General features: G+C 64.8%; 22 protein-coding genes. 9 read left to right on the forward strand and 13 right to left on the reverse strand.

Annotation, left to right across the window (positions count from 1 at the left end; translation table 11 throughout):
• The 7 genes from ribD to XH98_RS32285 all read right to left on the reverse strand — a co-directional run bounded on the left by ribD (position 1) and on the right by XH98_RS32285 (position 5,573).
• A complete protein-coding gene (ribD, locus tag XH98_RS32255; protein ID WP_271621003.1) occupies positions 1–1,149 on the reverse strand; it encodes a bifunctional diaminohydroxyphosphoribosylaminopyrimidine deaminase/5-amino-6-(5-phosphoribosylamino)uracil reductase RibD in 1,149 nt (382 codons plus the stop codon).
• Entirely contained in the window at positions 1,146–1,628 is a 483-nt protein-coding gene (gene nrdR / locus XH98_RS32260) for a transcriptional regulator NrdR (RefSeq protein ID WP_057756398.1), read from the reverse strand. The genes ribD and nrdR overlap by 4 nt, the downstream gene beginning before the upstream one ends.
• A 131-nt stretch (positions 1,629–1,759) precedes the next feature.
• Entirely contained in the window at positions 1,760–3,061 is a 1,302-nt protein-coding gene (gene glyA / locus XH98_RS32265) for a serine hydroxymethyltransferase (RefSeq protein WP_057756400.1), read from the reverse strand.
• A gap of 301 nt (positions 3,062–3,362) precedes the next feature.
• Positions 3,363–3,584, reverse strand: coding sequence for a hypothetical protein (locus tag XH98_RS32270; protein WP_057756403.1), 222 nt, complete (start codon positions 3,582–3,584; stop codon positions 3,363–3,365).
• Positions 3,585–3,621: 37 nt separating this feature from the next.
• Positions 3,622–3,858, reverse strand: coding sequence for a hypothetical protein (locus XH98_RS32275; protein ID WP_271621004.1), 237 nt, complete (start codon positions 3,856–3,858; stop codon positions 3,622–3,624).
• Positions 3,859–4,055: 197 nt separating this feature from the next.
• Positions 4,056–4,574, reverse strand: a complete 519-nt coding sequence (gene ldtR, locus XH98_RS32280; RefSeq protein ID WP_027529973.1) for a transcriptional regulator LdtR — start codon at positions 4,572–4,574, stop codon at positions 4,056–4,058.
• Positions 4,575–5,081: 507 nt separating this feature from the next.
• Positions 5,082–5,573 carry a DUF6163 family protein gene (locus XH98_RS32285; RefSeq protein WP_057756408.1) on the reverse strand — a complete coding sequence of 164 codons (492 nt, stop codon included), beginning with the start codon at positions 5,571–5,573 and terminating at the stop codon, positions 5,082–5,084.
• Between the two features lie 127 nt (positions 5,574–5,700).
• Between XH98_RS32285 and hemB the strand changes: the two genes are divergently transcribed.
• A complete protein-coding gene (gene hemB / locus XH98_RS32290) occupies positions 5,701–6,762 on the forward strand; it encodes a porphobilinogen synthase (RefSeq protein ID WP_271600465.1) in 1,062 nt (353 codons plus the stop codon).
• A gap of 100 nt (positions 6,763–6,862) precedes the next feature.
• On the opposite strand, the gene XH98_RS32295 is transcribed toward hemB, so the two are convergent.
• Positions 6,863–7,498, reverse strand: a complete 636-nt coding sequence (locus XH98_RS32295; protein WP_271621005.1) for a DUF6151 family protein — start codon at positions 7,496–7,498, stop codon at positions 6,863–6,865.
• Between the two features lie 195 nt (positions 7,499–7,693).
• Here XH98_RS32295 and XH98_RS32300 point away from each other — a divergent pair, with 195 nt between their 5' ends.
• Both XH98_RS32300 and XH98_RS32305 read left to right on the forward strand, forming a co-directional pair.
• The gene (locus XH98_RS32300; protein WP_271600463.1) at positions 7,694–8,242 is read left to right on the forward strand and encodes an RDD family protein; all 549 of its coding nucleotides are present in this window, start codon (positions 7,694–7,696) and stop codon (positions 8,240–8,242) included.
• A 130-nt stretch (positions 8,243–8,372) separates the two neighbouring features.
• Positions 8,373–9,149, forward strand: coding sequence for an arginyltransferase (locus XH98_RS32305; protein ID WP_057756417.1), 777 nt, complete (start codon positions 8,373–8,375; stop codon positions 9,147–9,149).
• A gap of 133 nt (positions 9,150–9,282) precedes the next feature.
• On the opposite strand, the gene XH98_RS32310 is transcribed toward XH98_RS32305, so the two are convergent.
• Positions 9,283–10,647: an Nramp family divalent metal transporter gene (locus XH98_RS32310; protein WP_271621006.1), complete on the reverse strand. Its 1,365-nt coding sequence runs from the start codon at positions 10,645–10,647 to the stop codon at positions 9,283–9,285.
• A 171-nt stretch (positions 10,648–10,818) separates the two neighbouring features.
• On the opposite strand from XH98_RS32310, the gene XH98_RS32315 reads away from it, so the two are divergent.
• A complete protein-coding gene (locus tag XH98_RS32315; RefSeq protein ID WP_271621007.1) occupies positions 10,819–12,063 on the forward strand; it encodes an MFS transporter in 1,245 nt (414 codons plus the stop codon).
• A gap of 107 nt (positions 12,064–12,170) precedes the next feature.
• On the opposite strand, the gene XH98_RS32320 is transcribed toward XH98_RS32315, so the two are convergent.
• The gene (locus XH98_RS32320) at positions 12,171–13,430 is read right to left on the reverse strand and encodes an adenylate/guanylate cyclase domain-containing protein (protein WP_220005294.1); all 1,260 of its coding nucleotides are present in this window, start codon (positions 13,428–13,430) and stop codon (positions 12,171–12,173) included.
• Between the two features lie 151 nt (positions 13,431–13,581).
• Between XH98_RS32320 and XH98_RS32325 the strand changes: the two genes are divergently transcribed.
• Together XH98_RS32325 and XH98_RS32330 are read left to right on the forward strand one after the other, a co-directional pair.
• Complete coding sequence (locus tag XH98_RS32325; RefSeq protein ID WP_271600459.1) at positions 13,582–14,739, forward strand: MFS transporter; 1,158 nt, start codon at positions 13,582–13,584, stop codon at positions 14,737–14,739.
• Positions 14,740–14,771: 32 nt separating this feature from the next.
• Positions 14,772–14,963, forward strand: coding sequence for a hypothetical protein (locus tag XH98_RS32330; protein ID WP_057756774.1), 192 nt, complete (start codon positions 14,772–14,774; stop codon positions 14,961–14,963).
• 7 nt (positions 14,964–14,970) lie between these two features.
• On the opposite strand, the gene XH98_RS32335 is transcribed toward XH98_RS32330, so the two are convergent.
• Complete coding sequence (locus XH98_RS32335) at positions 14,971–15,795, reverse strand: N-acyl homoserine lactonase family protein (protein WP_271621008.1); 825 nt, start codon at positions 15,793–15,795, stop codon at positions 14,971–14,973.
• 245 nt (positions 15,796–16,040) lie between these two features.
• Between XH98_RS32335 and XH98_RS32340 the strand changes: the two genes are divergently transcribed.
• From XH98_RS32340 to XH98_RS40955, 3 genes are all read left to right on the forward strand, one after another.
• Positions 16,041–16,859 carry a chromate resistance protein ChrB domain-containing protein gene (locus XH98_RS32340; protein WP_271621009.1) on the forward strand — a complete coding sequence of 273 codons (819 nt, stop codon included), beginning with the start codon at positions 16,041–16,043 and terminating at the stop codon, positions 16,857–16,859.
• Positions 16,859–18,244 (forward strand): chromate efflux transporter, encoded by a 1,386-nt coding sequence (chrA, locus tag XH98_RS32345; RefSeq protein ID WP_271621010.1) that lies wholly within the window; start codon positions 16,859–16,861, stop codon positions 18,242–18,244. Before XH98_RS32340 ends, chrA begins: the two co-directional genes overlap by 1 nt.
• 102 nt (positions 18,245–18,346) lie before the next feature.
• On the forward strand, positions 18,347–18,739 hold the full coding sequence (locus XH98_RS40955) for a DUF3551 domain-containing protein (protein WP_333932791.1): 393 nt from the start codon (positions 18,347–18,349) through the stop codon (positions 18,737–18,739).
• 276 nt (positions 18,740–19,015) lie between these two features.
• Here XH98_RS40955 and XH98_RS32355 read toward each other — a convergent pair whose 3' ends face one another.
• Together XH98_RS32355 and parC are read right to left on the reverse strand one after the other, a co-directional pair.
• Entirely contained in the window at positions 19,016–20,560 is a 1,545-nt protein-coding gene (locus XH98_RS32355) for a GMC family oxidoreductase (RefSeq protein ID WP_271621011.1), read from the reverse strand.
• Positions 20,561–20,670: 110 nt separating this feature from the next.
• Positions 20,671–22,929 carry a DNA topoisomerase IV subunit A gene (gene parC, locus XH98_RS32360; protein ID WP_271621012.1) on the reverse strand — a complete coding sequence of 753 codons (2,259 nt, stop codon included), beginning with the start codon at positions 22,927–22,929 and terminating at the stop codon, positions 20,671–20,673.
• Positions 22,930–22,948: the final 19 nt, after the last annotated feature.

Below are 22,948 nucleotides of genomic sequence, written 5' to 3' on the forward strand. Positions count from 1 at the left end.
CTAGGCGCGCTCGTAGATGGTGAGAGTATCGGGGCCGAAGGTCTCGCTAGCATGAACCTTGTAGGCCTGCGACTGCGTGATTTTCGACAGGGGCAATGCATCGAGCGCATCGACCCCGCCCGCGCCCACCTCTTCCGCTCCGCGGAACAGCCAGATCTCGTCGACGAGGTCGGCGGACACGAAAGAGGCCGCAACGCGGCTGCCGCCCTCGACCATCAGCCGTGTGATGCCTTTCTCGGCGAGCGCGCGCAGCACGGCTGGAAGGTCGAGCCCGATTGCACCATTCGGCGGCATGCGCAGGATCTGTGCACCGGCAGCGCCAAGGCGGGTCGCGGCGGCCGCTTCGGCAAGCTCGGAAGCAATCACCCAGAGCGGCGTTTCGCGCGCAGAACGAACAAGCTGGCTGGAGGCGGGAATTCGCAAATTCTGGTCGAGGACGACGCGCACCGGAGAACGCGCTTCCATATCAGGCAGGCGGCAATTGAGCTGCGGATCATCCGCCAGCACCGTGCCGATGCCGACGAGGATGGCATCGCTCTGCGCGCGCAGAAGATGCACGCGATTGCGCACGGCTTCGCCCGTGATCGCGAGCGGCTTGCCGCCTTCAGCGCCAATCTTGCCGTCAGGCGAGACCGCGAGCTTCAGGATCACGTGCGGACGCTTGTCCCTGATACGGCGGAAATGACCGGCATGGTCGAACGCCGCCTCCGCCGCGCATAGGCCGACATCCACGGTGACCCCGGCGGCGCGCAGGCGCCCATGGCCCTGCCCCGCCACTTCAGGATTGGGATCCTCGATCGCCGCCACCACGCGCTTGATGCCGGCCGCGATCACCGCATCGGCACACGGCGGTGACTTGCCGAAATGCGAACAGGGCTCGAGCGTGACGTAGAGCGTTGCGCCGCGCGCCGCCTCGCCTGCACGCCGGAGCGCCTCACGCTCCGCATGCGGCCGTCCACCTGGTTGCGTCCAGCCGCGACCGATAATGACGCCATCCTTGACGATAACCGCGCCCACGGCGGGATTGGGCCAAGTGCGTCCCTGCCCGCGCCGGCCGAGCGCCAGTGCCAATTGCATGAAGCGGCGATCCGAATCCTTGGATTCGCGGATCCTCGCGGCGAACTGATCTTCCAGGATGCGGAAGATCATTTGCGGATCGCGGCGAGCCGCGCTTCCTCCTCACCGGAGAGCTCGCCGAGCACGTCGGCGAAATCCTTGGCCTCGCGGAAATTACGGTAGACGGAGGCAAAGCGCACATAGGCGACGTCGTCGAGCGTGCGCAGATGCTCCATCACGGTCTCGCCGATCACCTCGGACGAGATCTCGGCTTCGCCCCCGGTCTCGAGCTCGCGCACGATGGTGGAGACCATCTTCTCCACCCTTTCAGGCTCGACCGGCCGCTTGCGCAAGGAGATCGACACCGAGCGCATCAGCTTGTCGCGGTCGAACGGCACGCGGCGGCCGTTGCGCTTGATCACCGTGAGCTCGCGCAGCTGCACGCGCTCGAAGGTGGTGAAGCGGAAATTGCAGGCGATGCACACGCGCCGCCTGCGGATGACGGAAGAATCCTCGGTCGGACGCGAGTCCTTTACCTGCGTATCGAGACTGTTGCAGTTCGGGCAGCGCATCCGAGTACCTTGATCCCTAGAGCATGATCCGGAAAAGTGTGAAGCGGTTTTCCGGAAAAATCATGCTCAAACAAAGAGCTAAAGCGCGGTGATGATTCAACCCAATCTCATCGCGCTTTAGACTTGGCCTCTTATTGATAGATCGGGAACCGATCCGTGAGCGCCTTGACCCGTTCCTTGATCGCGGCCTCGACCAGCGGCGCCTTGCCGTCGTCGGACTGCGCGATCGCGTTGAGGACCTCGGCGATCATGCCGCCGACCTGCTGGAATTCGGCGACGCCGAAGCCGCGGGTCGTCGCTGCGGGCGTGCCGAGACGCAGGCCGGAGGTCACGAACGGCTTTTCGGGGTCGAACGGAATGCCGTTCTTGTTGCAGGTGATGGCGGCGCGAACCAGCGCCTTCTCCGAGACGTTGCCCTTCAGGCCCTTCGGCCGGAGGTCAACCAGCATCAGATGGTTATCGGTGCCGCCGGAGACAATGTCGAAGCCGTGGCTCTTCATCGCCGCGGCCAGCGCCTTGGCGTTCTCGACGACGTTCTTCGCATAGACCTTGAAGTCCGGACGCAACGCTTCGCCGAAGGCAACCGCCTTCGCCGCGATCACATGCATCAAGGGGCCGCCCTGCAGACCCGGGAAGATCGCCGAGTTGAGCTTCTTGGCGAGCACTTCGTCGTTCGAGAGGATCAGGCCGCCGCGCGGACCGCGCAGCGATTTGTGCGTCGTCGTCGTGGTGACGTGCGCATACGGCACTGGCGAAGCATGCACGCCGCCGGCGACGAGACCGGCGAAGTGCGCCATGTCCACGAGCAGGTAAGCGCCGACGCTGTCGGCGATCTCGCGGAAGCGCTTGAAGTCCCAGGCGCGCGAATAGGCCGAGCCGCCGGCGATGATCAGCTTCGGCTTGACCTCTTCGGCCTGCCTCGCGACCGCGTCCATGTCGATGATCTGGTCCTCGCGGCGCACGGTGTAATGCGACGCCTTGAACCACTTGCCGCTCATGTTGACGGGCGAGCCGTGGGTGAGATGGCCACCGGCCGCAAGGTCGAGACCCATGAAGGTGTCGCCGGGCTGGAGCAGCGCCAGGAACACGGCCTGGTTCATCTGGCTGCCCGAGTTCGGCTGCACATTGGCGAAATTGGCGCCGAACAGCTTCTTGGCGCGATCGATCGCGAGGTTCTCGGCGACGTCGACCCACTCACAACCGCCATAGTAACGTGCGCCCGGATAACCCTCTGCATACTTGTTGGTCATCACCGAACCCTGCGCTTCCAGCACGGCCCGGCTGACGATGTTCTCGGAGGCGATCAGCTCGACTTCATGGCGCTGCCGGCCGAGCTCGCCCTTGATGGCGGCGGCGATTTCCGGGTCGGCCTGCTCGAGCGAGGCGGTGAAAAACGAAGCGGGCGCAGAGGTTTTGGCGGAGGCAGAGGTCATCGGCGAATATCTCCACCGCCGCAGCCTGTTGGTAAGGGCTACGGTCGGTCCTGTGTGGCGGTTGGAAGCACGCGCGATCTACCACATCGCCCGCCCCCGGCCAAGCATTTGCGGGTCGGGCGTCGGAATTATGCAAGATATGGTGGAGATGGCTGACCTGGAGGCCCGCAAGCTTACGGGACTGCGTCGGCGTGGAGATGGAGACTGGCCGGTTTAGGCGGCCCAATCCCCAACCGAAGCCGGCAAGTCGCTCCCGCGGGGGTCAAGCTGACCGGACTTGCCGCCATTCAGGCCGTCCCGTCTACAGCCCGGTATACCCCGCCTTCACGGGGTCCACGCTGCCATCGAGCTGGCGCAGGTAGGTCAGGCCGCAGACGGTCAATCTGTGGGTGTCCTTCTCGCCGGCTTCCATCAGGGTATTGAGGTAGTTTGTCACCTTTTCCCGCGCCTCTGCGCTTGCCGCCGCCGTCCGGTTGGCGAGCAGGTCATAGGTCTGCATGATGCGGTCGATGGCAGCTTCCATGGCACCCTCTGGTTCATCGATGTTTTTGGAGTCTTGATCAGGCAACCGCGCGAGCCTCGGACTGGGTCTCGAAATGCGTGATCGCCTTGTTGGCGAGCCTGATCTTGTTGACTTCGCCGTGCTGGAGCAGCTTGACGATGATCTCGAGCAGGCGGTCGTTGGTCGCGAGCGTGTCGGGGATTGCACCGGAGCGGCGAAGGTAATTCGCGGCGATGGCGTAGGCATCGCTCACGAGTTCGACGTTCATAGCCTGAAGCCCGCGCTCGACCAGCATCGCATCCTCCGATCCGGAGAGACAACTGCGACGCGAGAATCCGGTTCCGCCCCTGATGGCTTTTTTTTCGCAACTGCGAAGAGAGGGCAAAACGCGCCGGTCCGGGCAAGCCGGGCCGACGCGCTTGGGGAAGTCAGGCACGTTGGGAGGCCTGCCGGTCTTGTTGCGGCCGGCTTGGCCTTGATCCCTTCTGGAACTCAGAGGCGATACAGGATCTGGTCGGTCCAGAACCGCTCGAGGCGGTGCAGCGACTTGTTGAGGGTCGAGAACTCCTCGCCCGAGATGCCGCCGACCTGTTCAACGGTCTTGACGTGCTTCTGGTAGAGGCTGTCGACGATGCGGCGGACTTCCTGGCCCTGCGGCGTCAGGCGGATGCGCACGGAGCGTCGATCAACGCGCGAGCGCTGATGATCGAGGAAGCCGAGCTCGACGAGCTTCTTCAGGTTGTAGGAGACGTTGGAGCCGAGATAGTAACCGCGCGTGCGCAGCTCGCCTGCGGTCAGCTCCTTATCGCCGATGTTATAGAGCAGGAGCGCCTGCACGGAATTGATATCGGCGCGGCCACGACGATCGAACTCGTCCTTGATCACGTCGAGGAGCCGGCGATGCAGCCGCTCCACCAGAGTCAAAGCTTCCAGATAGAGCGACTGCACCGAACCCTGCGGGCCGGAAACGCGCTCTGCGGTATCTGCCGCAGTTGCGACGGCTTTCATCATGACACTTCCCCTGTTGTCGTTTTTGTCGACACTTATTCGACGCAACTTGTGTTCCGTCTGATAGGTCCAACTTAAGGGGGGCGTTTGAAGATCGGCTTAAATAAGAGAATAAAGAGATCATGAATTTAAGACAGTGAATTGCGGATTAAGCCTGTGCCACAAGCACTTTTCGCAACCGTCTGTTGACCGTGGCAAGGTCCTGTTCACCCTCCGTCCGGCCCCGTTGTCGCATTCCAGAACAGCCCCGCCCCAATTCGAAACGCTCGCGTAAGAGCTGTGGCTGAAAGCGCTAGGTCAATGAAAACTTACCTCGAATTTGAGGCAACCAGCGGTCAACCAAGTCACCACGACTCGGCAAATGCCACTCGCGTGTCCCGGACGCGCGCAGCGAAGATCCGGGACCCAGAAGTTACAAGCGAGATCGCAGAGACATGGGCCCCGGCTCTGCAATGCATCACGCCGCAAATGCGGCGCGCTGCATTGCGTCCGGGGCACGAGTTTGCAGCGCTACGGCGGCCGTTCGCGCGCGGCCATCCAGGCGAGCGCGAGATAGGCGGCGAGCATGAAGGCCTCGACGCCGACGACGATCAGGCTGCCGCCATAGATCCCCGGGAACATCAGCTCGATCACCGCCATCGAGACCACGGTGGTCAGCCACACCACCGCGCCCCAGGGCGTGGCGAGCCACAGGCCGACGGCGGCGACGAGCTCGATCACGGCGAAGTAGATGGTCGAGGCCTGCCAGGCCATCGACTGGTTCTCGAATGCCTCGTCCTCGCCACCGACAAAGCCGGTCACCTGCGCCCAGTGATAGAGGCCCTTGAGGATCGACAGCAGCGCCATCACCCGCAGGAACAGCACCAGCCGGCGCGTCCAGACATTGTCGTCGGACTCAGCTCGCTCCGACGAGATCGCAGCCACCGACATCGCGCTGTCTCGGGCGTTGTCTCTGACGGCATCCCTGGCATTGGTACTATCGCGGGTGGATATGTCGGACATGGCCCCCCTTCTGGCTGTTTCGCCCCGCAAAATCAATCGGCTGCCATCACCTTGCGGGAGGTCAAGCCGCGGTGACGGGAACCATGCGAACTGGTATAAGAATAATTCCAGCCGGAGGAAGAGTGTAATGGCGATCAAATACGGACGTCCGATCGAACTGCGCGAGGTTTCGCGCCGGGATGGCACGACCGCCTCCCCTGCCCTCGATCTGACCGTCCGCCCGCGCCGCAACCGCAAGGCCGAATGGGCCCGGCGCATGGTGCGCGAGAATGTGCTCACCACAGACGATCTGATCTGGCCGCTATTCCTGATCGACGGCAACAACAAGCGCGAGCCCATCGCCTCGATGCCCGGCGTCGATCGCCTCAGCGTCGATCAGGCTGTGCGCGAAGCCGAACGCGCGATGAAGCTCACCATTCCCTGCATCGCGCTGTTTCCCTACACCGACCCGTCCCTGCGCGATGAGCAAGGCTCGGAAGCGACCAATCCGAACAATCTGGTCTGCCAGGCGGTGCGCGCAATCAAGAAGGAATTCCCTGAGATCGGCGTCCTTTGCGACGTCGCGCTCGATCCCTTCACCAGCCACGGCCATGACGGCCTGATCTCCGACGGCAAGATTTTGAACGACGAGACGGTCGCGGTGCTGGTGCGCCAGGCACTGGTGCAGGCCGAAGCCGGCTGCGACATCATCGCGCCCTCCGACATGATGGATGGCCGCGTCGCCGCGATCCGGGAGGGGCTCGATCGCTCAGGCCTGCTCGACGTGCAGATCATGGCCTATGCCGCCAAGTACGCCTCCGCCTTCTATGGCCCGTTCCGGGATGCCATCGGCTCGGCCAAAACGCTTGTAGGCGACAAGCGCACCTATCAGATGGACAGCGCCAACACCGACGAAGCGCTGCGCGAGGTCGAGCTCGACATCTCCGAAGGCGCCGACATGGTGATGGTGAAGCCCGGCATGCCCTATCTCGACGTGATCCGCCGCGTGAAAGACACGTTCGCGATGCCGACCTTCGCCTATCAGGTCTCCGGCGAATACGCGATGATATCAGCCGCCGCGAACAACGGCTGGCTCGACGGCGACCGCGCCATGATGGAGAGCCTGCTCGCCTTCAAGCGCGCCGGCGCCGACGGCGTGCTCAGCTATTTTGCGCCGAAGGCGGCAGAGAAGCTGCGCGCGCTGGGGTAGCTCTCGTAGTGCCGTAGGGTGGGCAAAGCGAAAGCGTGCCCACCATTCGTTAGCGATCGCGACAAATCGTGGGCACGGCGCTGACGCGCCTATGCCCACCCTACAGCACCGTTTGCGCGGTTGGCCGGGGCCCGCACAACGGACGTAGCGCGTCGCGTTGCTCCCGCGACAACACCGTCACTGCATAGATCGGCTCGGGCGGCTCCCGCTTGAAGAACGGATGCGGCCATGTCTTCCCACGCACCTTCCACGCAAGCACCTTGCCGATAGCGCGCAGGATGAGAGAGAGATTAATTCCAGTTGAGCCCACCGGCGGCTCGCCCACCGCATACTTGCCGAGAATGGCGCCGACCGGCGGGCCGGCGGCATCGTCAACGGCCGACGTGCCTCCCTCGAACGCCTGCGCGATGATGCCGACAAAGGGAATGGTCGGCGAGACCGTGTTGCCGACCGGTGTGTTGCAGCAGCTTGCATACCACCGGTAGAGGCCCTTCGGGCTCAGTCGCACCCCCGCGATCCGGTCCTGTCCCTGCACAAAGGAGAGCGTCGACGGCGCGACCTGGACAATGTCGCTGCCGCCTTTCCTATTCAACAGATCGGCGCGGCCGAGCTGGTGGGCGAAGGCCTGGCAGTCGTCGCAGTAGCAGATCACACGATTGACCGTCCTGGGCGACACGTCCGTTACCACGGCGCGGACGTCGCCGCAGCGGCAACGCAATTCGATCTGACCACCCATGAAAATGATCCTGTCCGGGGCCGGAATTGCACCCTCGCCCCTGCAGCATGATGCAAATCATGAACCGCGCAAGCCATCGCCGGCCGTCGAATCGCCCGAATATTTTGCAGGGTTGACCGGCCGACAGCCTTGGCGTGTGGCCGGACGGTGCCCATGTGCTGCGGGGTGAGAGATCCGAAACCGGAAGGGAAGCTCATGTCTTACTCGGGTTCGCCAGATGACAGCGGCGTCTGGCGCAATGACGGCGGGGCGCAGCCGCACGCCTACGATCCCTATCTGCATCCGGAACTGTTCCGCGGCGTTGCGACTCGGCGAGTGTTCGCGTTCCTGATCGACATGATCGTGATCTCCGTTCCCGTCATCCTCGGCTACATCTTCATCGCCGTGTTCGGCGTGGTGACGCTGGGCATCGGCTGGGCGCTGTTCTGGCTGGCCTGGCCGGCCTCCGTGATCTGGGCCATCGTCTATTACGGCGCCAGCATCGGTGGGCCCTCGTCGGCGACGGTCGGGATGCGGATCATGGACCTGGAGCTGCGCACTTGGTACGGCGCGCCGGGCTACTTTGTCCTCGGCGCCACCCACGCCGTGCTGTTCTGGGTCTCGGTCTCGTTCCTGTCGCCCTTCGTGGTGCTTGTCGGCCTCTTCAACAGCCGCCGGCGCCTGCTGCACGATTTCGTGCTGGGAACGGTCGTGATCAACAATTCCGTTCGCGCGCCCGTATCCCAGAGCGCACGGACCTGGTGAGGTCATGATGGTCAAGGACCTGCTAACCTAGATCCGCTAGACTGACTGATCTGACCAGCCGAGCAGACCGATTGACCGGGAGCTTTCGTAGCGCGATGCTGATACCCAGTTCGGAGGCCCACGACGTCCCTTGACCCAGCATTCGCGCGACACCCCACAATTTTACCTCACGGCGCCGTCCCCCTGCCCGTATCTGCCGGGCCGGCATGAGCGCAAGGTGTTCACGCACCTCGTGGGGGAACGCGCCGGCGACCTCAACGATCTCCTGACCCATGGCGGGTTCCGCCGCAGCCAGTCGATCGCGTACCGGCCGGCCTGCGACCAGTGCCGGGCCTGCGTCTCGGTCCGGGTCGTCGCCAACGAGTTCCGCCCGTCCCGCAATTTCCGCAAAGTGATGGCGCGCAACGCCGACATCATCGGCGAGCAGCGCAGCGCGGTGCCGACCTCAGAGCAATATTCGGTGTTCCGCGCCTATCTCGATGCCCGCCATCGCCATGGCGGCATGGCCGACATGACCGTGCTCGACTACGCCATGATGGTCGAGGACAGCCATGTCGAGACCCGCATCATCGAGTACCGCAAGCGCGGCCCCGACAGCGGCCTCACCGGCCGCGGCGAGGAGCTGATCGCGGTCGCACTCACCGACGTGCTCAGCGATGGTCTGTCGATGGTCTATTCGTTCTTCGAGCCGAGCCAGGTGTCCCGCTCGATGGGCACCTTCATGATCCTCGACCACATCGCCCGCGCGCGCCGACAAGGCCTGCCTTACGTCTATCTCGGCTATTGGATCGAGGGCTCCAAGAAGATGGACTACAAGGCCCGCTTCCTGCCGCAGCAGCGCCTCGCTCCCTCAGGCTGGCTGCGCATCGATGCGCAGGGCGATACGGCCTCCGAGCCGCAGGATTAGCTGCTTCACACTCTCTGTCATGCCCCGGCTTGACCGGGGCATCCAGTACGCCGCAGCCTCTCGTTTCAATCGCAACCGTCTCTGGAATACTGGGTCGCCCGGTCGAGCCGGGCGACGACAGCGGTGGGTGTCCTCACCCCAACAGCGTATCCGCCAGCAGCTTCACGTTCAAAACCACGATCACGCCTGCGACGATCCACGCGGTCACAGCGACTGACGCCGGTATCGCGAACTGCCCCATCTTGCGGCGGTCGGAGACGAAGCGAACCAGCGGGATGACCGCGAAGGGAAGCTGCATCGAGAGCACGACCTGGCTGAACACCAGCAGATCCGCCGTGCCGCGCTCACCATAGATCGCCGTGACGATGATTACCGGAACGATGGCGATGCCGCGCGTCAGCAGGCGCCGCGCCCAGCTCGGCAGACGCAAATCGAGAAAGCCTTCCATCACGATCTGGCCGGCCAGCGTCGCGGTGACGGTTGAATTCAGGCCCGAGGCCAGCAGCGCCACCGCGAACAATGTCGAGGCGATGCCGAGGCCGAGCAGCGGCGACAGCAGCTCGAAGGCCTGGCCGATCTCGGCGACGTCGGAATGGCCGCTGGTATGGAACGTCGCGGCCGCGACGACGAGGATCGCAGCGTTGATGAACAGCGCCAGCATCAGCGCGATGGTGGAATCCGTCGTCGCCCATTTGATGGCATCGCGGCGTCCCTCGTCGTTGCGCGCATAGGCGCGCGTCTGCACGATCGAGGAATGCAGATAGAGATTATGCGGCATCACGGTCGCGCCGATGATGCCGATCGCGATGTAGAGCATCTCGGGATTGGTGAAGATCTCGCGCTTCGGCGCAAAGCCGCGCAGCACCTCGGCAACCGGCGGCGCCGCAGCGACGATCTGAACCGCGAAGCAGACCGCGATCACCGCAAGCAGCGCCATCACGAAGGCTTCGAGGAAGCGGAAGCCACGGTTCATCAGGACCAGCAGCAGGAACGCGTCGAGGGCTGCGATCAGCGCGCCGCCGACCAGGGGAATGCCGAACAGAAGTTTCAGCGCGATCGCGGTGCCGATCACCTCGGCAAGATCGCAGGCGATGATCGCCGCTTCACAGGCGAGCCAGAGCAAGAAGTTCACCGCGGGCGAATAGGTGGCGCGGCAGGCCTGCGCCAGATCACGGTCGGTGACGATACCGAGCCGTGCCGCCAGCGACTGCAGCAGGATCGCCATCAGGTTCGAGAGCAGGATGACCGAGAGCAGCGTGTAGCCGAACCTTGACCCACCGGCGAGGTCGGTCGCCCAATTGCCGGGGTCCATGTAGCCGACCGAGACCATGTAGCCCGGGCCGACAAAGGCGAGCAACCGCCGCCACCATGCCCCGGCCGCGGGGACGGCGACGGTGGCATTCACCTCAGCGAGGCTCTTGGTGGCCGGCGCATCGGTGCGCCAGCCGGCGGCATCCTGGGTCAGGTCCTGGGTCAGATCGGGCGATCGGGCATCCATGCGGTCAGAATACCGGAGTCGATTCTTATTGCAACTCATTTGCAACTGCATCTAGGCGCATTGGTTCCCACTGCCCGCCCGGGCTTTGCCCGCTCCTGTCGGGAAGCGGGTGGGTTTGACCGTTCCCGGAAGCGAATACTGGCGGCATCACGAGTTTGCAGGAAATGCGCCATGTCAAATGCCCATCGGCTTCCCGACACCTTCAACCGCCTCGCTTGGTCCAACCTCACGGCGCAATCGGCCGAGCAGATCGCGCTGGCGGCCGCCCCCATCGTCGCCGTGCTGACGCTGGGCGTTGCCGAGGGCCAGACCGGCGTGCTCCAGACCGCGCTCACTTTGCCCTTCGTGCTGTTCGCGATTCCCGCCGGCCTGCTGGCCGATCGCATCTCCCGCCGCGCGCTGATGGCAGGTGCCGAGGCGCTGCGGGCGGTGGCGCTGGCGGCGATCGTGCTGCTGCTCTGGCTCGGCGCGCTCAACCTGCCGCTGCTGGCGCTGCTCGGCTTTGGCGCCGTCTGTGGCACCGTCGTCTACAGCGTCGCCGCGCCGGCGCTGGTGCCCTCGCTGGTGAGCGCCGAGCTGCTGTCGGCCGCGAATGCCCGCATCGAGCTTGCGCGCACCATCGCCTTTGCCAGCGGGCCCGCGCTCGGCGGCGCGCTGGTCGGCTGGTGGGGCGCGAGCCCGGCCTTCGGCTTCGCCGCGGCGCTGTCAGCGATCGCCGTGATGCTGCTCTCCGGCCTCTACGAGCCCGCGCGTGCACCGGTGCCACGACGCCATCCGTTCCAGGACATTCGCGAGGGCGCCGGTTTTGTCTTCCACCATCCGCTGCTGCGGCCGGTGTTCATCACCCAATTCATCTTCAACACCGGCTGGTTTCTGCAGATCGCGGTGTTCGTGCCCTACGCGGTGCGCCATCTTGGCCTGACCGCGGCCGGCGTCGGCACGGTGCTGACGATGTACGGCGTCGGCATGGTGATCGGGGCACTGTTCGCCACGCGCGTGATGAACCGCATCGCCTTCGGCACCGTGGTCGGCCTCGGCCCGATCACCGGTTTTATTGCCGCTGTGGTGATGGCGCTGACGGTGCTGGTGCCCTCGCCCTGGCTTGCGGCCTTGAGCTTCTTCCTGCTCGGCGTCGGACCGATCCTCTGGGTGATCTCGACCACGACCTTGCGCCAGTCGGTGACGCCGCCGCGCCTGCTCGGGCGCGTCTCCGCCATCAACATCATGAGCTACGGCGCCCGCCCGCTCGGATCAGTGCTCGGCGCGATCGTCGGCGGCCTCTGGAGCGCGGAAGCGTGCCTCTATGTTGCGGCAGCCGTGTTCGGCGTGCAGGCGCTGGTGATCTGGCTGTCGCCGGCGGTGGCGCTCGACCGGCAGCCGGCGATGGTGGGCGACGAAGCCGCGGCGCGCTGCTAGGCGCACCGTCATTGCGAGCGAAGCAATCCAGTATCTCTCGGCGGGGCAGTCTGGATTGCTTCGTCGCAAGGACTCCTCGCAATGACGGAGATGCGGAAGCAGCCGGGCTAATTCGCCAGATACCGCTCATAGCTGCCGGTCACCGGCTCGCTCGCATCGACTTCAGGGTCGAGCGTGTAGAGATCCTGCGCGCGGCCGATGCCGCGGAGCGCATAGCGGCCGGTGGAAACGAGGTAGCGGCGGCCGGCGGCATCCAGGCCCTTGTAGAACTCGGCTGACGCCAGCAGCTCCCGATCGACCGAGCGGCTCATCGAGGCGATGCGGCTGACCTCGTTCACGGTCGGCCCCACCACGGTGAAATCGAGCCGGTCCTCGCTGCCGATATTGCCGTAAAAGACCTCGCCGACATGCAGGCCGATATAGGCGGACGTGGTCGGGCGGCCCTCCGCCGCCCGGCGCGCATTCAGCGCCGCGACGTTCTGGCGAAACAGGTGCTCGGCCCGCAGCGCGGCCCGCCGCGCATCGGCCATGTCCTCGCCCCAGAACATCGCCAGCACGCCGTCGCCGATCAGCTTCAGCACGTCGCCACCTGCCTCGTGGATCGCGTCGATCACGGCCTGGGCGTAATCGTTGAGGAACGGGATGATCTCGTCCGGCGCGATGCTCTCGCTGATCCCGGTCGAGCCGCGCAAATCCGAATACCAGAGCACGGCATTGATGCGCTCGGTGACGCCGCGCGAGATCCGCCCGCGCAGGACCTGCTCGGAGGCATCGCGCCCGAGATAGACCCGCCCCAGCGTCCGCACGATGTCGACCTGCTGCGCCGATTTGATCGCAAGTCCCAGCACCGGCACGAGATCGCGCAGCGCGGCGAGCTCGGCTTCGCTAAAACCTTCGTCCCGCCGCGTCGTCCAGTAGGAGTAGAGGCAGTCCATCTGCCCGAGCGCTCCGGTCTCGCCGAAGCGGTGCACGAAGGCCAGGAAATGGCGGTGACCGTGTTCGGCGAGCTCGCCGATCTGCGCGAAATCGAGCGAGGGCGCGTCGGCAAGATCGATCACCATCTCGTCGTGGCCATGCTCGAGCAGGTGGTAGAACACCGAGCGGCGCCAGTTCTTGGCCGCATCGCCATCCGCCGTCGAGCCGTATTCGATGACGTTGCTCTCGTTGCTCGGCGTGTCGCTCCAGCGGAAGGCACGGCCCTCGTAGATCGGATGCAGCGTGTCGATGACGACGAGGCCGCGCGAGAGTTCCAGCCCTTCAGCGCGGCAGCGCTCGCAGAAGCCGCGCAAGAGTTCGGGTTCGGGAAGGCCGGTGAGCCCCTGGCCGGCCACCCAGTTCATCAGCGCAAGGCGGGAGGTGAGTTGCATACGCCATTATGGCGTGCATTCGTGACGAACGAAAGGCCGCAACCAAGGCTCGCACGGCCAGCAGGTCGAATATGCCGCCAACGCTGTTGACGCGCTCTCGCCTCGGGTCGCAAATGCCGAAGATGACACCAAAGGCCAGAAATTCGACGACATGAGCCAGCGCCAGCTTCCGATCATCCTCGCGCTCGGCACCACGCAGACTCTGGCCTGGGCTTCGAGCTATTATCTGCCGGCCCTGCTTGCCGATCCCATGGCGCACGACCTCGGCATCTCCAGCAACTGGATTTTTGGCGCGTTCTCAGCCTCGCTCGTGATCTCCGCGATGCTGGGGCCCCGCATCGGGCGACAGATCGACCTCGTCGGCGGGCGGCAGGTGTTGTCCGCCTCGAACCTGACCCTTGCGGCCGGCCTCGTCCTGCTCGGCTTCTCCCAGTCGGTGGCGGTGATGACCTTCGCCTGGTTCGTGCTCGGCATCGGCATGGCGATGGGGCTTTACGATGCCGCCTTCGCTGCGCTCGGCCGCATCTATGGCGCAGAAGCGCGCGGCTCGATCACCGGCATCACCTTGATGGCCGGATTCGCCTCGACCGTCGGCTGGCCGCTCACCGCCTGGGGATTGGCCCATATCGGCTGGCGCGATACGTGCTTCGCCTGGGCTGCCGCCAACGTCCTGATCGGCTTGCCCCTCAATTTCTTCATGCTGCCTTCGATCAAGGGCGCCAGGCAGGCCGCGGCAACGGCGGAGAAACCGCACGTCCCGCTCGACCGCACCATGGTCCTGCTCGCCTTCGTCTTTGCCGCGGTCTGGACCGTCACCGGCGCCATGGCCGTGCATTTTCCGCGCATCCTGGAGGCGACCGGTGCGAGCCATGTCGAGGCGATCGCGGCCGGCGCGTTGATCGGCCCGGCCCAGGTGGTCGCGCGCATTCTCGAAGCCAGCGTCCTCTCCCGCTTCCATCCATTGTGGTCGACCCGCCTGGCCTGCGTCACCCACCCGATTGGCGCGGCCGTCGTCGCCATCTTCGGCGCGCCGGCCGCGAGCGCCTTTGCGCTGCTGCACGGCTCCGGCAACGGCATCTTGACGATCGCGCGCGGAACGCTGCCGCTGGCGATCTTCGGCCCGAAGGATTTCGGCTACCGCCTCGGCATCATCGGCGCGCCGGCGCGGATGGCGCAGGCGATCGCGCCGCTGGCCTTTGGCCTGCTGATCGACATGATGGGCGCCAAGGTGCTGATGGTCTCATCCGCGCTCAGCCTGTCAGCGCTGGCCGCGCTGTTCCTGATCCGCGCAGAAAAGCGGCCGGATTGACCGTGCCGCCGCTTTCGCGCACAAGCGCTGGCATGACCGACGACAAGAGCCCGCCCCGCACCCTCAAAGGCCTGATCCGCTGGGCCATGACGCCGCCGCAGGCCTGGGGCGTCTATCTGCTGGCTTTGCTCCTGGTGTGGCTGGTCTCGTTCTATGCCGGGACGCTGAAGCCGAAGAAGACGCCGGACGCAAGCCCGCCGCCGGTCACCGCACCGAAGAGCTGATCCTGTTTCAGTTGTAAAACTCCGGCGACATCTTCTGGGTGTCGCGCTGGGCCTTGTCGTGGTTGATCCAGAGCTGCGCCTTTTCCCTGTGGAGCGTGTCGGCAATCTTCTGCATCGAGGCCGCGCTCTGGTCCTTGTTCGCGTTCATGCTGGGAACGCGGCGGTTGTCCCAATTGTCCTTGAAGTGAACGGCATCGCCTGAGAGCACCACCACGCCGGTCTTCGGCAGCCGCACCATCAGCGATTGGTGCCCCGGCGTGTGGCCGGGCGTCGAGAGAATGGTGATGCTGCCGTCGCCGAACACGTCCTTGTCACCGGCGAGCAGCTCGACGGGATGTGAGGGCTTGAAGCGCGGCTCGTTGTTGGCGCCGGGCCAGTCATACTCGGCTTTCTGCACGTAGAGCGTCGCCTGCGGGAACATCTCGACATTGCCGATGTGATCGGGGTGCGTGTGCGAGACGCCCATCACCTTGACGTCGGCGGGCTTCACGCCGATCTGCTCGAGCTGCGAAGCCAGCGTCTTCGGGCGCCGCCAGGTGACGGCCTTGGGATCGGCCGGCACGAGGCCGTTCGGCATCGTCGCGACGGCGTCGGGAATCCCGGTGTCCCACAGGAACCAGCCCTGGCTGTGCTTGATGAGATAGCAGGTGTCGACGAAATCCATCGACTTGCCTTCGTTTACCCCCGGTGACCAGCGCCCGATATCGCCGGCGACGCCCTCCCCGCAATTCATGATGTAAAGCCTTTCGACGCCCGGCTTCTGTGCGAACGCAGCCTGGGCGGACAGCGCGAGTGCGGCCATGGCGAGAGCGAGCTTGAATTTGCGGGTCATCCTTGGTCCTTCCTGCAGCCTTCTCTTTGCGACCGAGGATCAACCCCGCCCCCGCCGCAGAATTCCGCTTCCACGCACTCCAGGCCTGAGCGAATATCATTCTTGCGCACAATGCCATGGTATCAGGCGATTGACAGGTCGGCGTGGTTTCGCTGTAATCATGACCTGGGGATTTGAGCGATCTCCCCACGAGGCGACATGCCCAAGTATCGCGTCCCGTTCAGTTCCCACGAGGACGCATCAACATGCCTACATTCACGACCATATCTTCAGATAAATTGGCGCGCCTGATCGGCACGGCCAATGCTCCTGTCCTGATCGATGTCCGCACCGAGGACGATTTTGTTGCCGACCGGCGGCTGATCCCCGGCTCGATCAAACTCAGCCACGAGACGGTTGCGGAATGGGGCGGGCAATTTGCCGGCCGCCGCACCATCGTCTCCTGCCTGCGTGGAGAAAAGCTCGCGCAGGGCACCGCGGCGTGGCTGCGCCAGCTCGGCGCCGAGGCCGAAACGCTCGAGGGCGGTTTCGAGGGCTGGAAAGCAGCAAATCTGCCGCTGCTCGACACCCGCAAGCTGCCCCCACGCGATGCCAAGGGGCGCACGGTCTGGGTGACGCGCGCCCGGCCCAAGATCGACCGCATCGCCTGCCCCTGGCTGATCCGCCGCTTCGTCGATCCCGCCGCGGTGTTCTTGTTTGTCGCGCCGCCCGAAGTGGTCGCGGTCGGCGAGCGCTTCAAGGCTGCGCCCTTCGACATCGAGAACGTGTTCTGGAGCCACCGCGGTGAACTCTGCACCTTCGACGTGATGATCGAGGAGTTCGGCATTGCGACGCCGGCGCTGCTGCGGCTCGCGACTTTGGTGCGCGGCGCCGATACGGCGCGGCCCGATCTGGCCCCGGAGGCCCCAGGCCTGCTCGCGGCTTCGCTCGGGCTGTCGCGCATGTACGATGACGACCTCGAACAGCTCGAGGCCGGCATGCTGCTCTACGACGCCTTCTATCGCTGGTGCCGCGACGCCACGGCCGAGACCCACAACTGGCCGACCAACAAGGTGAAGGCGTAATGGACACCCGTAACGTTCAAGCAGGAGCTGATGCCGGTCACGGCATCAGCTTCGGTGAGGCCTTTCGTGTCTGGCTCCGTGTCGCGTCGTTGAGCTTCGGCGGGCCTGCGGGCCAGATCGCCGTGATGCACCGCATCCTGGTCGAGGAGAAGAAGTGGATCTCCGAAGGCCGCTTCCTGCATGCGCTGAACTACTGCATGCTGCTGCCGGGACCCGAGGCGCAACAACTCGCCACCTATGTCGGCTGGCTGATGCATCGCACCGCGGGCGGACTGATGGCGGGCGGGCTGTTCATCCTGCCCGGCATCATCGCCATCATGGGCCTCAGCTATATCTATGCGGCCTACGGCAATGTCAGCTTCGTCGAGGCGCTGTTCTTCGGCCTGAAGGCCGCCGTGCTCGCCATCGTCGTCGAGGCCGTGTTTCGCGTCGGCAAGCGCGCGCTGAAGAATCGCATCATGATCGCACTGGCCGCGATCGCCTTCGTTGCCATCTTTTTTTTCGCGGTGCCCTTCCCTGTCATCATCATCGCCGCCGGCCTGATCGGCTATGCCGGCGCCCGCGCCGGCCGCACCGAGTTCGCGCCCGCGGGTCATGGCCATGGCGGCAGCAACGCCGCAATCGACAGCATGCTCGGCGAAGCCGTGCCCGAACATGTGCGTCCCGACACCGCGCGTGCGATCCGCACCGCCGCGCTCTGGCTGTCCCTGTGGCTCGTTCCGGTGATCGTTCTGCTGCTGGCGCTCGGCCAGGCCAGCGTATTCAGCCAGATCGCGCTGTTCTTCTCGAAGATGGCGCTGGTCACCTTCGGCGGCGCCTATGCCGTGCTGGCCTATGTCGCCCAGCAGGCGGTTGAGCATTATCACTGGCTGAAGCCGCACGAGATGCTCGATGGCCTCGGCATGGCCGAGACCACGCCGGGCCCGCTCATCATGGTGCTCCAGTTCGTGGGCTTCATGGCGGCCTATCGCGATCCCAGCGGGCTGTCGCCGATGCTGGCGGCAACCCTCGGCGGCTTGCTCGCCACCTGGGTCACGTTCACGCCCTGCTTCCTCTGGATCTTCGTCGGCGCTCCCTATATCGAGCGGCTGCGGGGCAATACGGGCCTTGCCGGCGCGCTGAGCGCGATCACAGCGGCGGTCGTCGGCGTGATCCTCAATCTGTCGATCTGGTTCGCGCTGCACACGCTGTTCCGCGAGACCGTGCCGGTGCACGCCTTTCCGCTGGATTTCGACAGGCCGGTATTGACGAGCGTCGATCTGCCGGCGCTCGTGCTGTCGATCGCGGCCGCGACCGCGATCTTTCGCTTCAAGCTCGGCATGCTGACGGTGCTGGCCGGGAGCTGCGCCGCCGGCGTGGCGTTACGGATGGTGGGAGTGATCTAAAGCGGAATTCCGCGAGCGTTGACGTGGATCAATACTGCCGACGTTGGGAGTGCGACCGGTGTGTTGAACCCGACTTGGAGTACCGACTTGGAGGACGCTCCAATGTGTAAATGGGCTTTGACGATTTTGACCGTGGCTATCGCCTTAGCAGCGGGGCACGCACGGGCCCAAAGATTCGATCCGGCTTTTCCCGTTTGCTTGAACGTCGTCTCTCGCGGAATCAGTCCATACTATCGGTGCACCTATACGACGATGGACCAATGCAGGGCGTCGGCCAACGGTCAGATGTGCGTCCTCAACCCATATTACGCCGGTGCGACGGCCGGAGGGAAGAAGCGGCGCAATTCTCACCAAACATACACGCCGCCTGTGCCGCCGGTCCACTACCGGGCCGCGCCGTACAATCAATTCAATGAACCTTATTATGGCGCCTCCCAGGGTTACGCACCGGGCGAAAAAGAACGATTTCTCCAAAGTACGAGACAATACATGTGACGGATGATGCGCCGGTCGGGCAAAGCAGCCGCGATCGGGAGGCGCTTCTGTCAAGCCCTTCGGGCGCGATGGACGTTGCAACTCGCCGCGAGAAGGCAAAGGTGCGTCTGTCGTTTGGAATTTAGATTGGAGAGCGATGGCCTCTCCGCTTGCTCCGTCATTGCGAGCGCAGCGAAGCAATCCAGGGTCTTTCCGCAGAGGGATCTGGATTGCTTCGCTGCGCTCGCAATGACGCCGAGATAGCCGCGAGGACCAGCGCACACGAGGCCCGCAGCACTACCGCATCATCATCCGCGCGATCGCTTCCCCGATCACCACTGTCGTGAAGTGCGTATTGGCGCGGCAGTCGGACGGCATGATCGAGGCGTCGGCGACGCGCAGGCCCGAGATGCCCTTCACGCTGCCATCAGGATTGACGACGCCGTCGGCATCACTGACGCCGCTCATGCGGCAGCTGCCGGCGGCATGCTGGATGTCGCCGGTTTCACGCCGCAACAATGCATCGAGCTCGTGATCTGGCAGGCTGGCGGCCTGCGGCAATGTCAGGTCGGTGTCGGCGAGCCTGATCCAGTCGGCGATGCCCGACAGCGCCGGCTGCGAGGTGATCACCGCGAGCCGCTTCACCGCATCCATCATGCGCAGCATATCGCGGGGATCGGCCAGCATGTTCTCCTCGACGATGGGATCGATCGACGGATCGGTCGAGGCCAGCTTGAGCGTGCCGCGCGAATAGGCGTTGAACAGACCGGCGCCGATCGCTCCGGGCATGCCGATGCCGCGATGATTGAACGCGATCAGGATCATGTCGCGCTTGCCGCCCTCGGCGAGACCCGAGGAATAGGTCACGCAGCAATTGGTGTGGCGGGTGTCCGGATCGGTCGGCCGCAGATCCTCGTGGAGCTGGATCGTGGCGCGAAACAGTGGATGATCGAAGAAATGCTTGCCCACAGGCAGATCGCGTTCCACCGCGATGCCCATCGCCTTCAACTCTTCCGCAGGCCCGATGCCCGAGCGCAGCAGGATCGCCGGGCTGTGGATCGCGCCGGCGCAGAGCACGATCTGGCGCGCGCTGATCTCGTGGGTGCCCTGCCCCTCGATGTGGACGCGAAGGCCGGTCGCCCTGTTGTCGCTGATCAGGACGCGATCGACCAGCGCACGCCCGCGGATCTCCAGATTGGCGCGGCCACGCACGGGCTCCAGATAACCCTCATTGGTGGTGATACGGCGGCTGTCGCGGCTGTTGATGGGATAGCAGGCGACGCCCTCACCGTCAGGGCCGTTGAGATCGGCGCACCAGGGATAGCCGCTCGCGAGCGCCGCATCGCGCAAGCCGCGATCGATCGGGCCCCATTTCTCCGGTGGTGCGCGATAGACCGGCAACGGTCCACCGCGACCATGGCCCGAGTTGTCGCCGAACTCCAGATCGTCCTCGATCACGGAGAACAGCGGCATCACCTCCCGGGCCGACCAGCCGGTGCAGCCATTGGCTGCCCACTCGTCGAAGGCATCGGCAACGCCGCGGATGGCGATCTGGCCGTTCATCATCGAGGAGCCGCCCAGCCCCTTGCCGCGCCAATAGAATCGCGGCTCCTGCCCGGCGACGCGGCGCGTCAGCAGATCGGGCCATTGCCACTTCTCCTGATATTCGCGCTGGTGGATGATCGGGATCGGGTTCGGCGTCCTGACTTCCCAGGGCGCCTCGTCGGCGCGCCAGTCGAGCCCCGCTTCGAGCAGCAGGACGCGTCGTGCCGGATCCTCGGACAGCCTTGCTGCAACCGCGGCGCCGGCGGAGCCACCGCCGACAACAATGACATCGTACATCGCGTTACTTCTCAAAGTTCCCAAAGACCGGCATGACGGACGGTATCAGACCGTGCAGACCGATGCAGCAATGGAGGAGCATTGCTGCATATCAGGAACGAGAGCCACGCCTACCCGATCACCTTGCCGAACTTGTTCGACTTCGGAAAACCCTTCGGCGGCAGCCGGCCGGCGTCGGCGCGGGTGCCTTGCCATTCGGCGAGCTCCTTCATGCTCGCCGAGAATTCGCGCCCCGCGGAGTCCTTCCAGGTCAGGCCGGCCTTGGCGTCGAACACAGCGACGTCGGACAGGCCGCCGTCCTTGTACTTCTGCAAGCGCACGCCGCGGCCGCGCGCCATCTCCGGCACCTGCTCGAGCGGGAAGATCAGCATCTTGCGGTTCTCGCCGATGACAGCGACGGTGTCGCCAAGCACCTCGGTGATCGCGCGCGCCTCGTTCGGCATGTCGACGTTGAGGACCTGCTTGCCCTTCTTGGTGGTGCCGACGCAATCATCCTCGTTGACGACGAAGCCCTGGCCCTCGTGGCTCGCCACCAGGAATTTGCGGCCCCCTTTGTGCACGAACAGCGCGACGGGCGCCGCCTCCTGCTCGAGGTCGATGAACAGGCGGATCGGCTCGCCGTGGCCACGACCGCCCGGCAGCTTCGCAACGTCGAGCGAATAGAACTTGCCGTTGGTGGCGAACAGCAAGAGCTTCGAGGTCGTCTCGGCGAAGAAGGCGAAGCCGAGCTTGTCGTCCTGCTTGAAGGCCAAGCCGGAAAGATCCTCGACATGGCCCTTCATGGTGCGGATCCAGCCCTTGTCGGAGACGACCACGGTCACCGGCTCGCGCTCGACGAGGGCTTCCTCCATCGCGGCGAGATCGTGCTCGGGCGCATCAGCGAAGGTGGTGCGGCGCTTGCCGAGCGGCGTCTTCGGTCCGAACATGTCACGGACCTTGCCGACCTGCTCGCCGACCTTCTTCCACTGCTCGGCTTCGGACGCGAGCAGGCTCTCGATCCCCTTCAGCTCCTTGCGGAGATCCCGGTCCTCGTTGCGGATTTCCATTTCCTCGAGCCGGCGCAGATTGCGCAGACGCATGTTGAGGATGGCTTCCGCCTGGATCTCGGTGAGCTTGAACGCCTTGATCAGGGCCGGCTTCGGCTCGTCCTCGGTGCGGATGATCTTGATCACCTTGTCGAGATTCAGATAGGCGACCAGATGACCGCCGAGGACTTCCAGGCGGTGCTCGATCTGCGCCTTACGATAGCTGCTGCGCCGGATCAGCACGTCGCGCAGATGGTCGAGCCATTCGCGCAAGGCTTCCGCGAGCCCGACGACCTTGGGGATGCGGCCCTTGATCAGCACGTTGAGGTTCAGCGGAATCTTGTTCTCGAGCTCGGTCAGCCGGAACAACGACTCCATCATGAGCGCCGGATCGACGTTCTTCGACTTCGGCTCGATCACGATGCGGACGTCTTCGGCCGACTCGTCCCTGATGTCGCCGACCAGCGGCAGCTTCTTCTGGTCGAGCAGCTCGGCGATCTTCTCGATCAGGCGCGACTTCTGCACCAGGAAGGGAATCTCGGTGACGACGACGACCCAGGTGCCACGAGCGCCCTCTTCCTGCTGCCACCTGGCGCGGACACGGAACGAGCCGCGGCCGGTGGTGTAGGCTTCAGCGATCGCCTGCTTGGAATCGACGCAGATGCCACCGGTCGGGAAGTCCGGGCCCTTGACCCACTTCAGCAGCGCCTTGGATTTCGCGTCGGGCTTCTCGATCAGGTGCAGCGCGGCGTCGCAGAGCTCGGCGGCATTGTGCGGCGGGATCGAGGTCGCCATGCCAACCGCGATGCCCTGCGCGCCGTTGGCGAGCAGGTTCGGGAAGCCGCCGGGCAGCACGATCGGCTCCTTCGATTGGCCGTCGTAATTGGGGCGGAACTCAACGCCGTCCTCGTCGATGCCGTCGAGCAAAAGCCGCGCGACATCGGTCATGCGCGCTTCGGTGTAGCGGTAGGCGGCGGGGTTATCGCCGTCGATATTGCCGAAATTGCCCTGGCCGTCGACCAGCGGGTAGCGCGAGGAGAAATCCTGCGCCAGACGCACCATGGCGTCGTAGATGGCCTGGTCGCCATGCGGATGGAACGAGCCCATCACGTCGCCGACGATCTTGGCGGATTTCTTGAAAGCCGTGCCCGGGTCCAGCCTGAGCAGGCGCATGCCGTAGAGGATGCGGCGGTGGACAGGCTTCAGGCCGTCGCGCGCATCGGGCAGCGCGCGATGCATGATGGTGGAAAGCGCATAGGCGAGGTAGCGCTCTTCCAGCGCTTCCTGCAGCCGGACCTCGTGAATTTCGGCCGGTTCTTCCGGTGGAACGATTCGTTTTCCCATGCCGCCCGGTTAAACCGTG

It is taken from the genome of Bradyrhizobium sp. CCBAU 51745, assembly GCF_028128715.1.
Lineage (GTDB): Bacteria > Pseudomonadota > Alphaproteobacteria > Rhizobiales > Xanthobacteraceae > Bradyrhizobium > Bradyrhizobium manausense.

Excerpts from the sequence above, each read along its gene's own strand:
- chrA (WP_271621010.1), top strand. The coding sequence starts at position 16,859 with ATGGACACCCGTAACGTTCAAGCAGGAGCTGATGCCGGTCACGGCATC.
- ldtR (WP_027529973.1), bottom strand. The coding sequence starts at position 4,574 with ATGATGAAAGCCGTCGCAACTGCGGCAGATACCGCAGAGCGCGTTTCC.
- ribD (WP_271621003.1), bottom strand. The coding sequence starts at position 1,149 with ATGATCTTCCGCATCCTGGAAGATCAGTTCGCCGCGAGGATCCGCGAA.
- XH98_RS32325 (WP_271600459.1), top strand. The coding sequence starts at position 13,582 with ATGAGCCAGCGCCAGCTTCCGATCATCCTCGCGCTCGGCACCACGCAG.
- XH98_RS32285 (WP_057756408.1), bottom strand. The coding sequence starts at position 5,573 with ATGTCCGACATATCCACCCGCGATAGTACCAATGCCAGGGATGCCGTC.
- XH98_RS32330 (WP_057756774.1), top strand. The coding sequence starts at position 14,772 with ATGACCGACGACAAGAGCCCGCCCCGCACCCTCAAAGGCCTGATCCGC.
- XH98_RS32320 (WP_220005294.1), bottom strand. The coding sequence starts at position 13,430 with ATGCAACTCACCTCCCGCCTTGCGCTGATGAACTGGGTGGCCGGCCAG.
- XH98_RS40955 (WP_333932791.1), top strand. The coding sequence starts at position 18,347 with ATGTGTAAATGGGCTTTGACGATTTTGACCGTGGCTATCGCCTTAGCA.
- XH98_RS32275 (WP_271621004.1), bottom strand. The coding sequence starts at position 3,858 with ATGCTGGTCGAGCGCGGGCTTCAGGCTATGAACGTCGAACTCGTGAGC.
- XH98_RS32340 (WP_271621009.1), top strand. The coding sequence starts at position 16,041 with ATGCCTACATTCACGACCATATCTTCAGATAAATTGGCGCGCCTGATC.
- XH98_RS32295 (WP_271621005.1), bottom strand. The coding sequence starts at position 7,498 with ATGGGTGGTCAGATCGAATTGCGTTGCCGCTGCGGCGACGTCCGCGCC.
- hemB (WP_271600465.1), top strand. The coding sequence starts at position 5,701 with ATGGCGATCAAATACGGACGTCCGATCGAACTGCGCGAGGTTTCGCGC.
- XH98_RS32315 (WP_271621007.1), top strand. The coding sequence starts at position 10,819 with ATGTCAAATGCCCATCGGCTTCCCGACACCTTCAACCGCCTCGCTTGG.
- XH98_RS32300 (WP_271600463.1), top strand. The coding sequence starts at position 7,694 with ATGTCTTACTCGGGTTCGCCAGATGACAGCGGCGTCTGGCGCAATGAC.
- XH98_RS32335 (WP_271621008.1), bottom strand. The coding sequence starts at position 15,795 with ATGACCCGCAAATTCAAGCTCGCTCTCGCCATGGCCGCACTCGCGCTG.
- XH98_RS32270 (WP_057756403.1), bottom strand. The coding sequence starts at position 3,584 with ATGGAAGCTGCCATCGACCGCATCATGCAGACCTATGACCTGCTCGCC.
- XH98_RS32310 (WP_271621006.1), bottom strand. The coding sequence starts at position 10,647 with ATGGATGCCCGATCGCCCGATCTGACCCAGGACCTGACCCAGGATGCC.
- nrdR (WP_057756398.1), bottom strand. The coding sequence starts at position 1,628 with ATGCGCTGCCCGAACTGCAACAGTCTCGATACGCAGGTAAAGGACTCG.
- XH98_RS32355 (WP_271621011.1), bottom strand. The coding sequence starts at position 20,560 with ATGTACGATGTCATTGTTGTCGGCGGTGGCTCCGCCGGCGCCGCGGTT.
- glyA (WP_057756400.1), bottom strand. The coding sequence starts at position 3,061 with ATGACCTCTGCCTCCGCCAAAACCTCTGCGCCCGCTTCGTTTTTCACC.
- parC (WP_271621012.1), bottom strand. The coding sequence starts at position 22,929 with ATGGGAAAACGAATCGTTCCACCGGAAGAACCGGCCGAAATTCACGAG.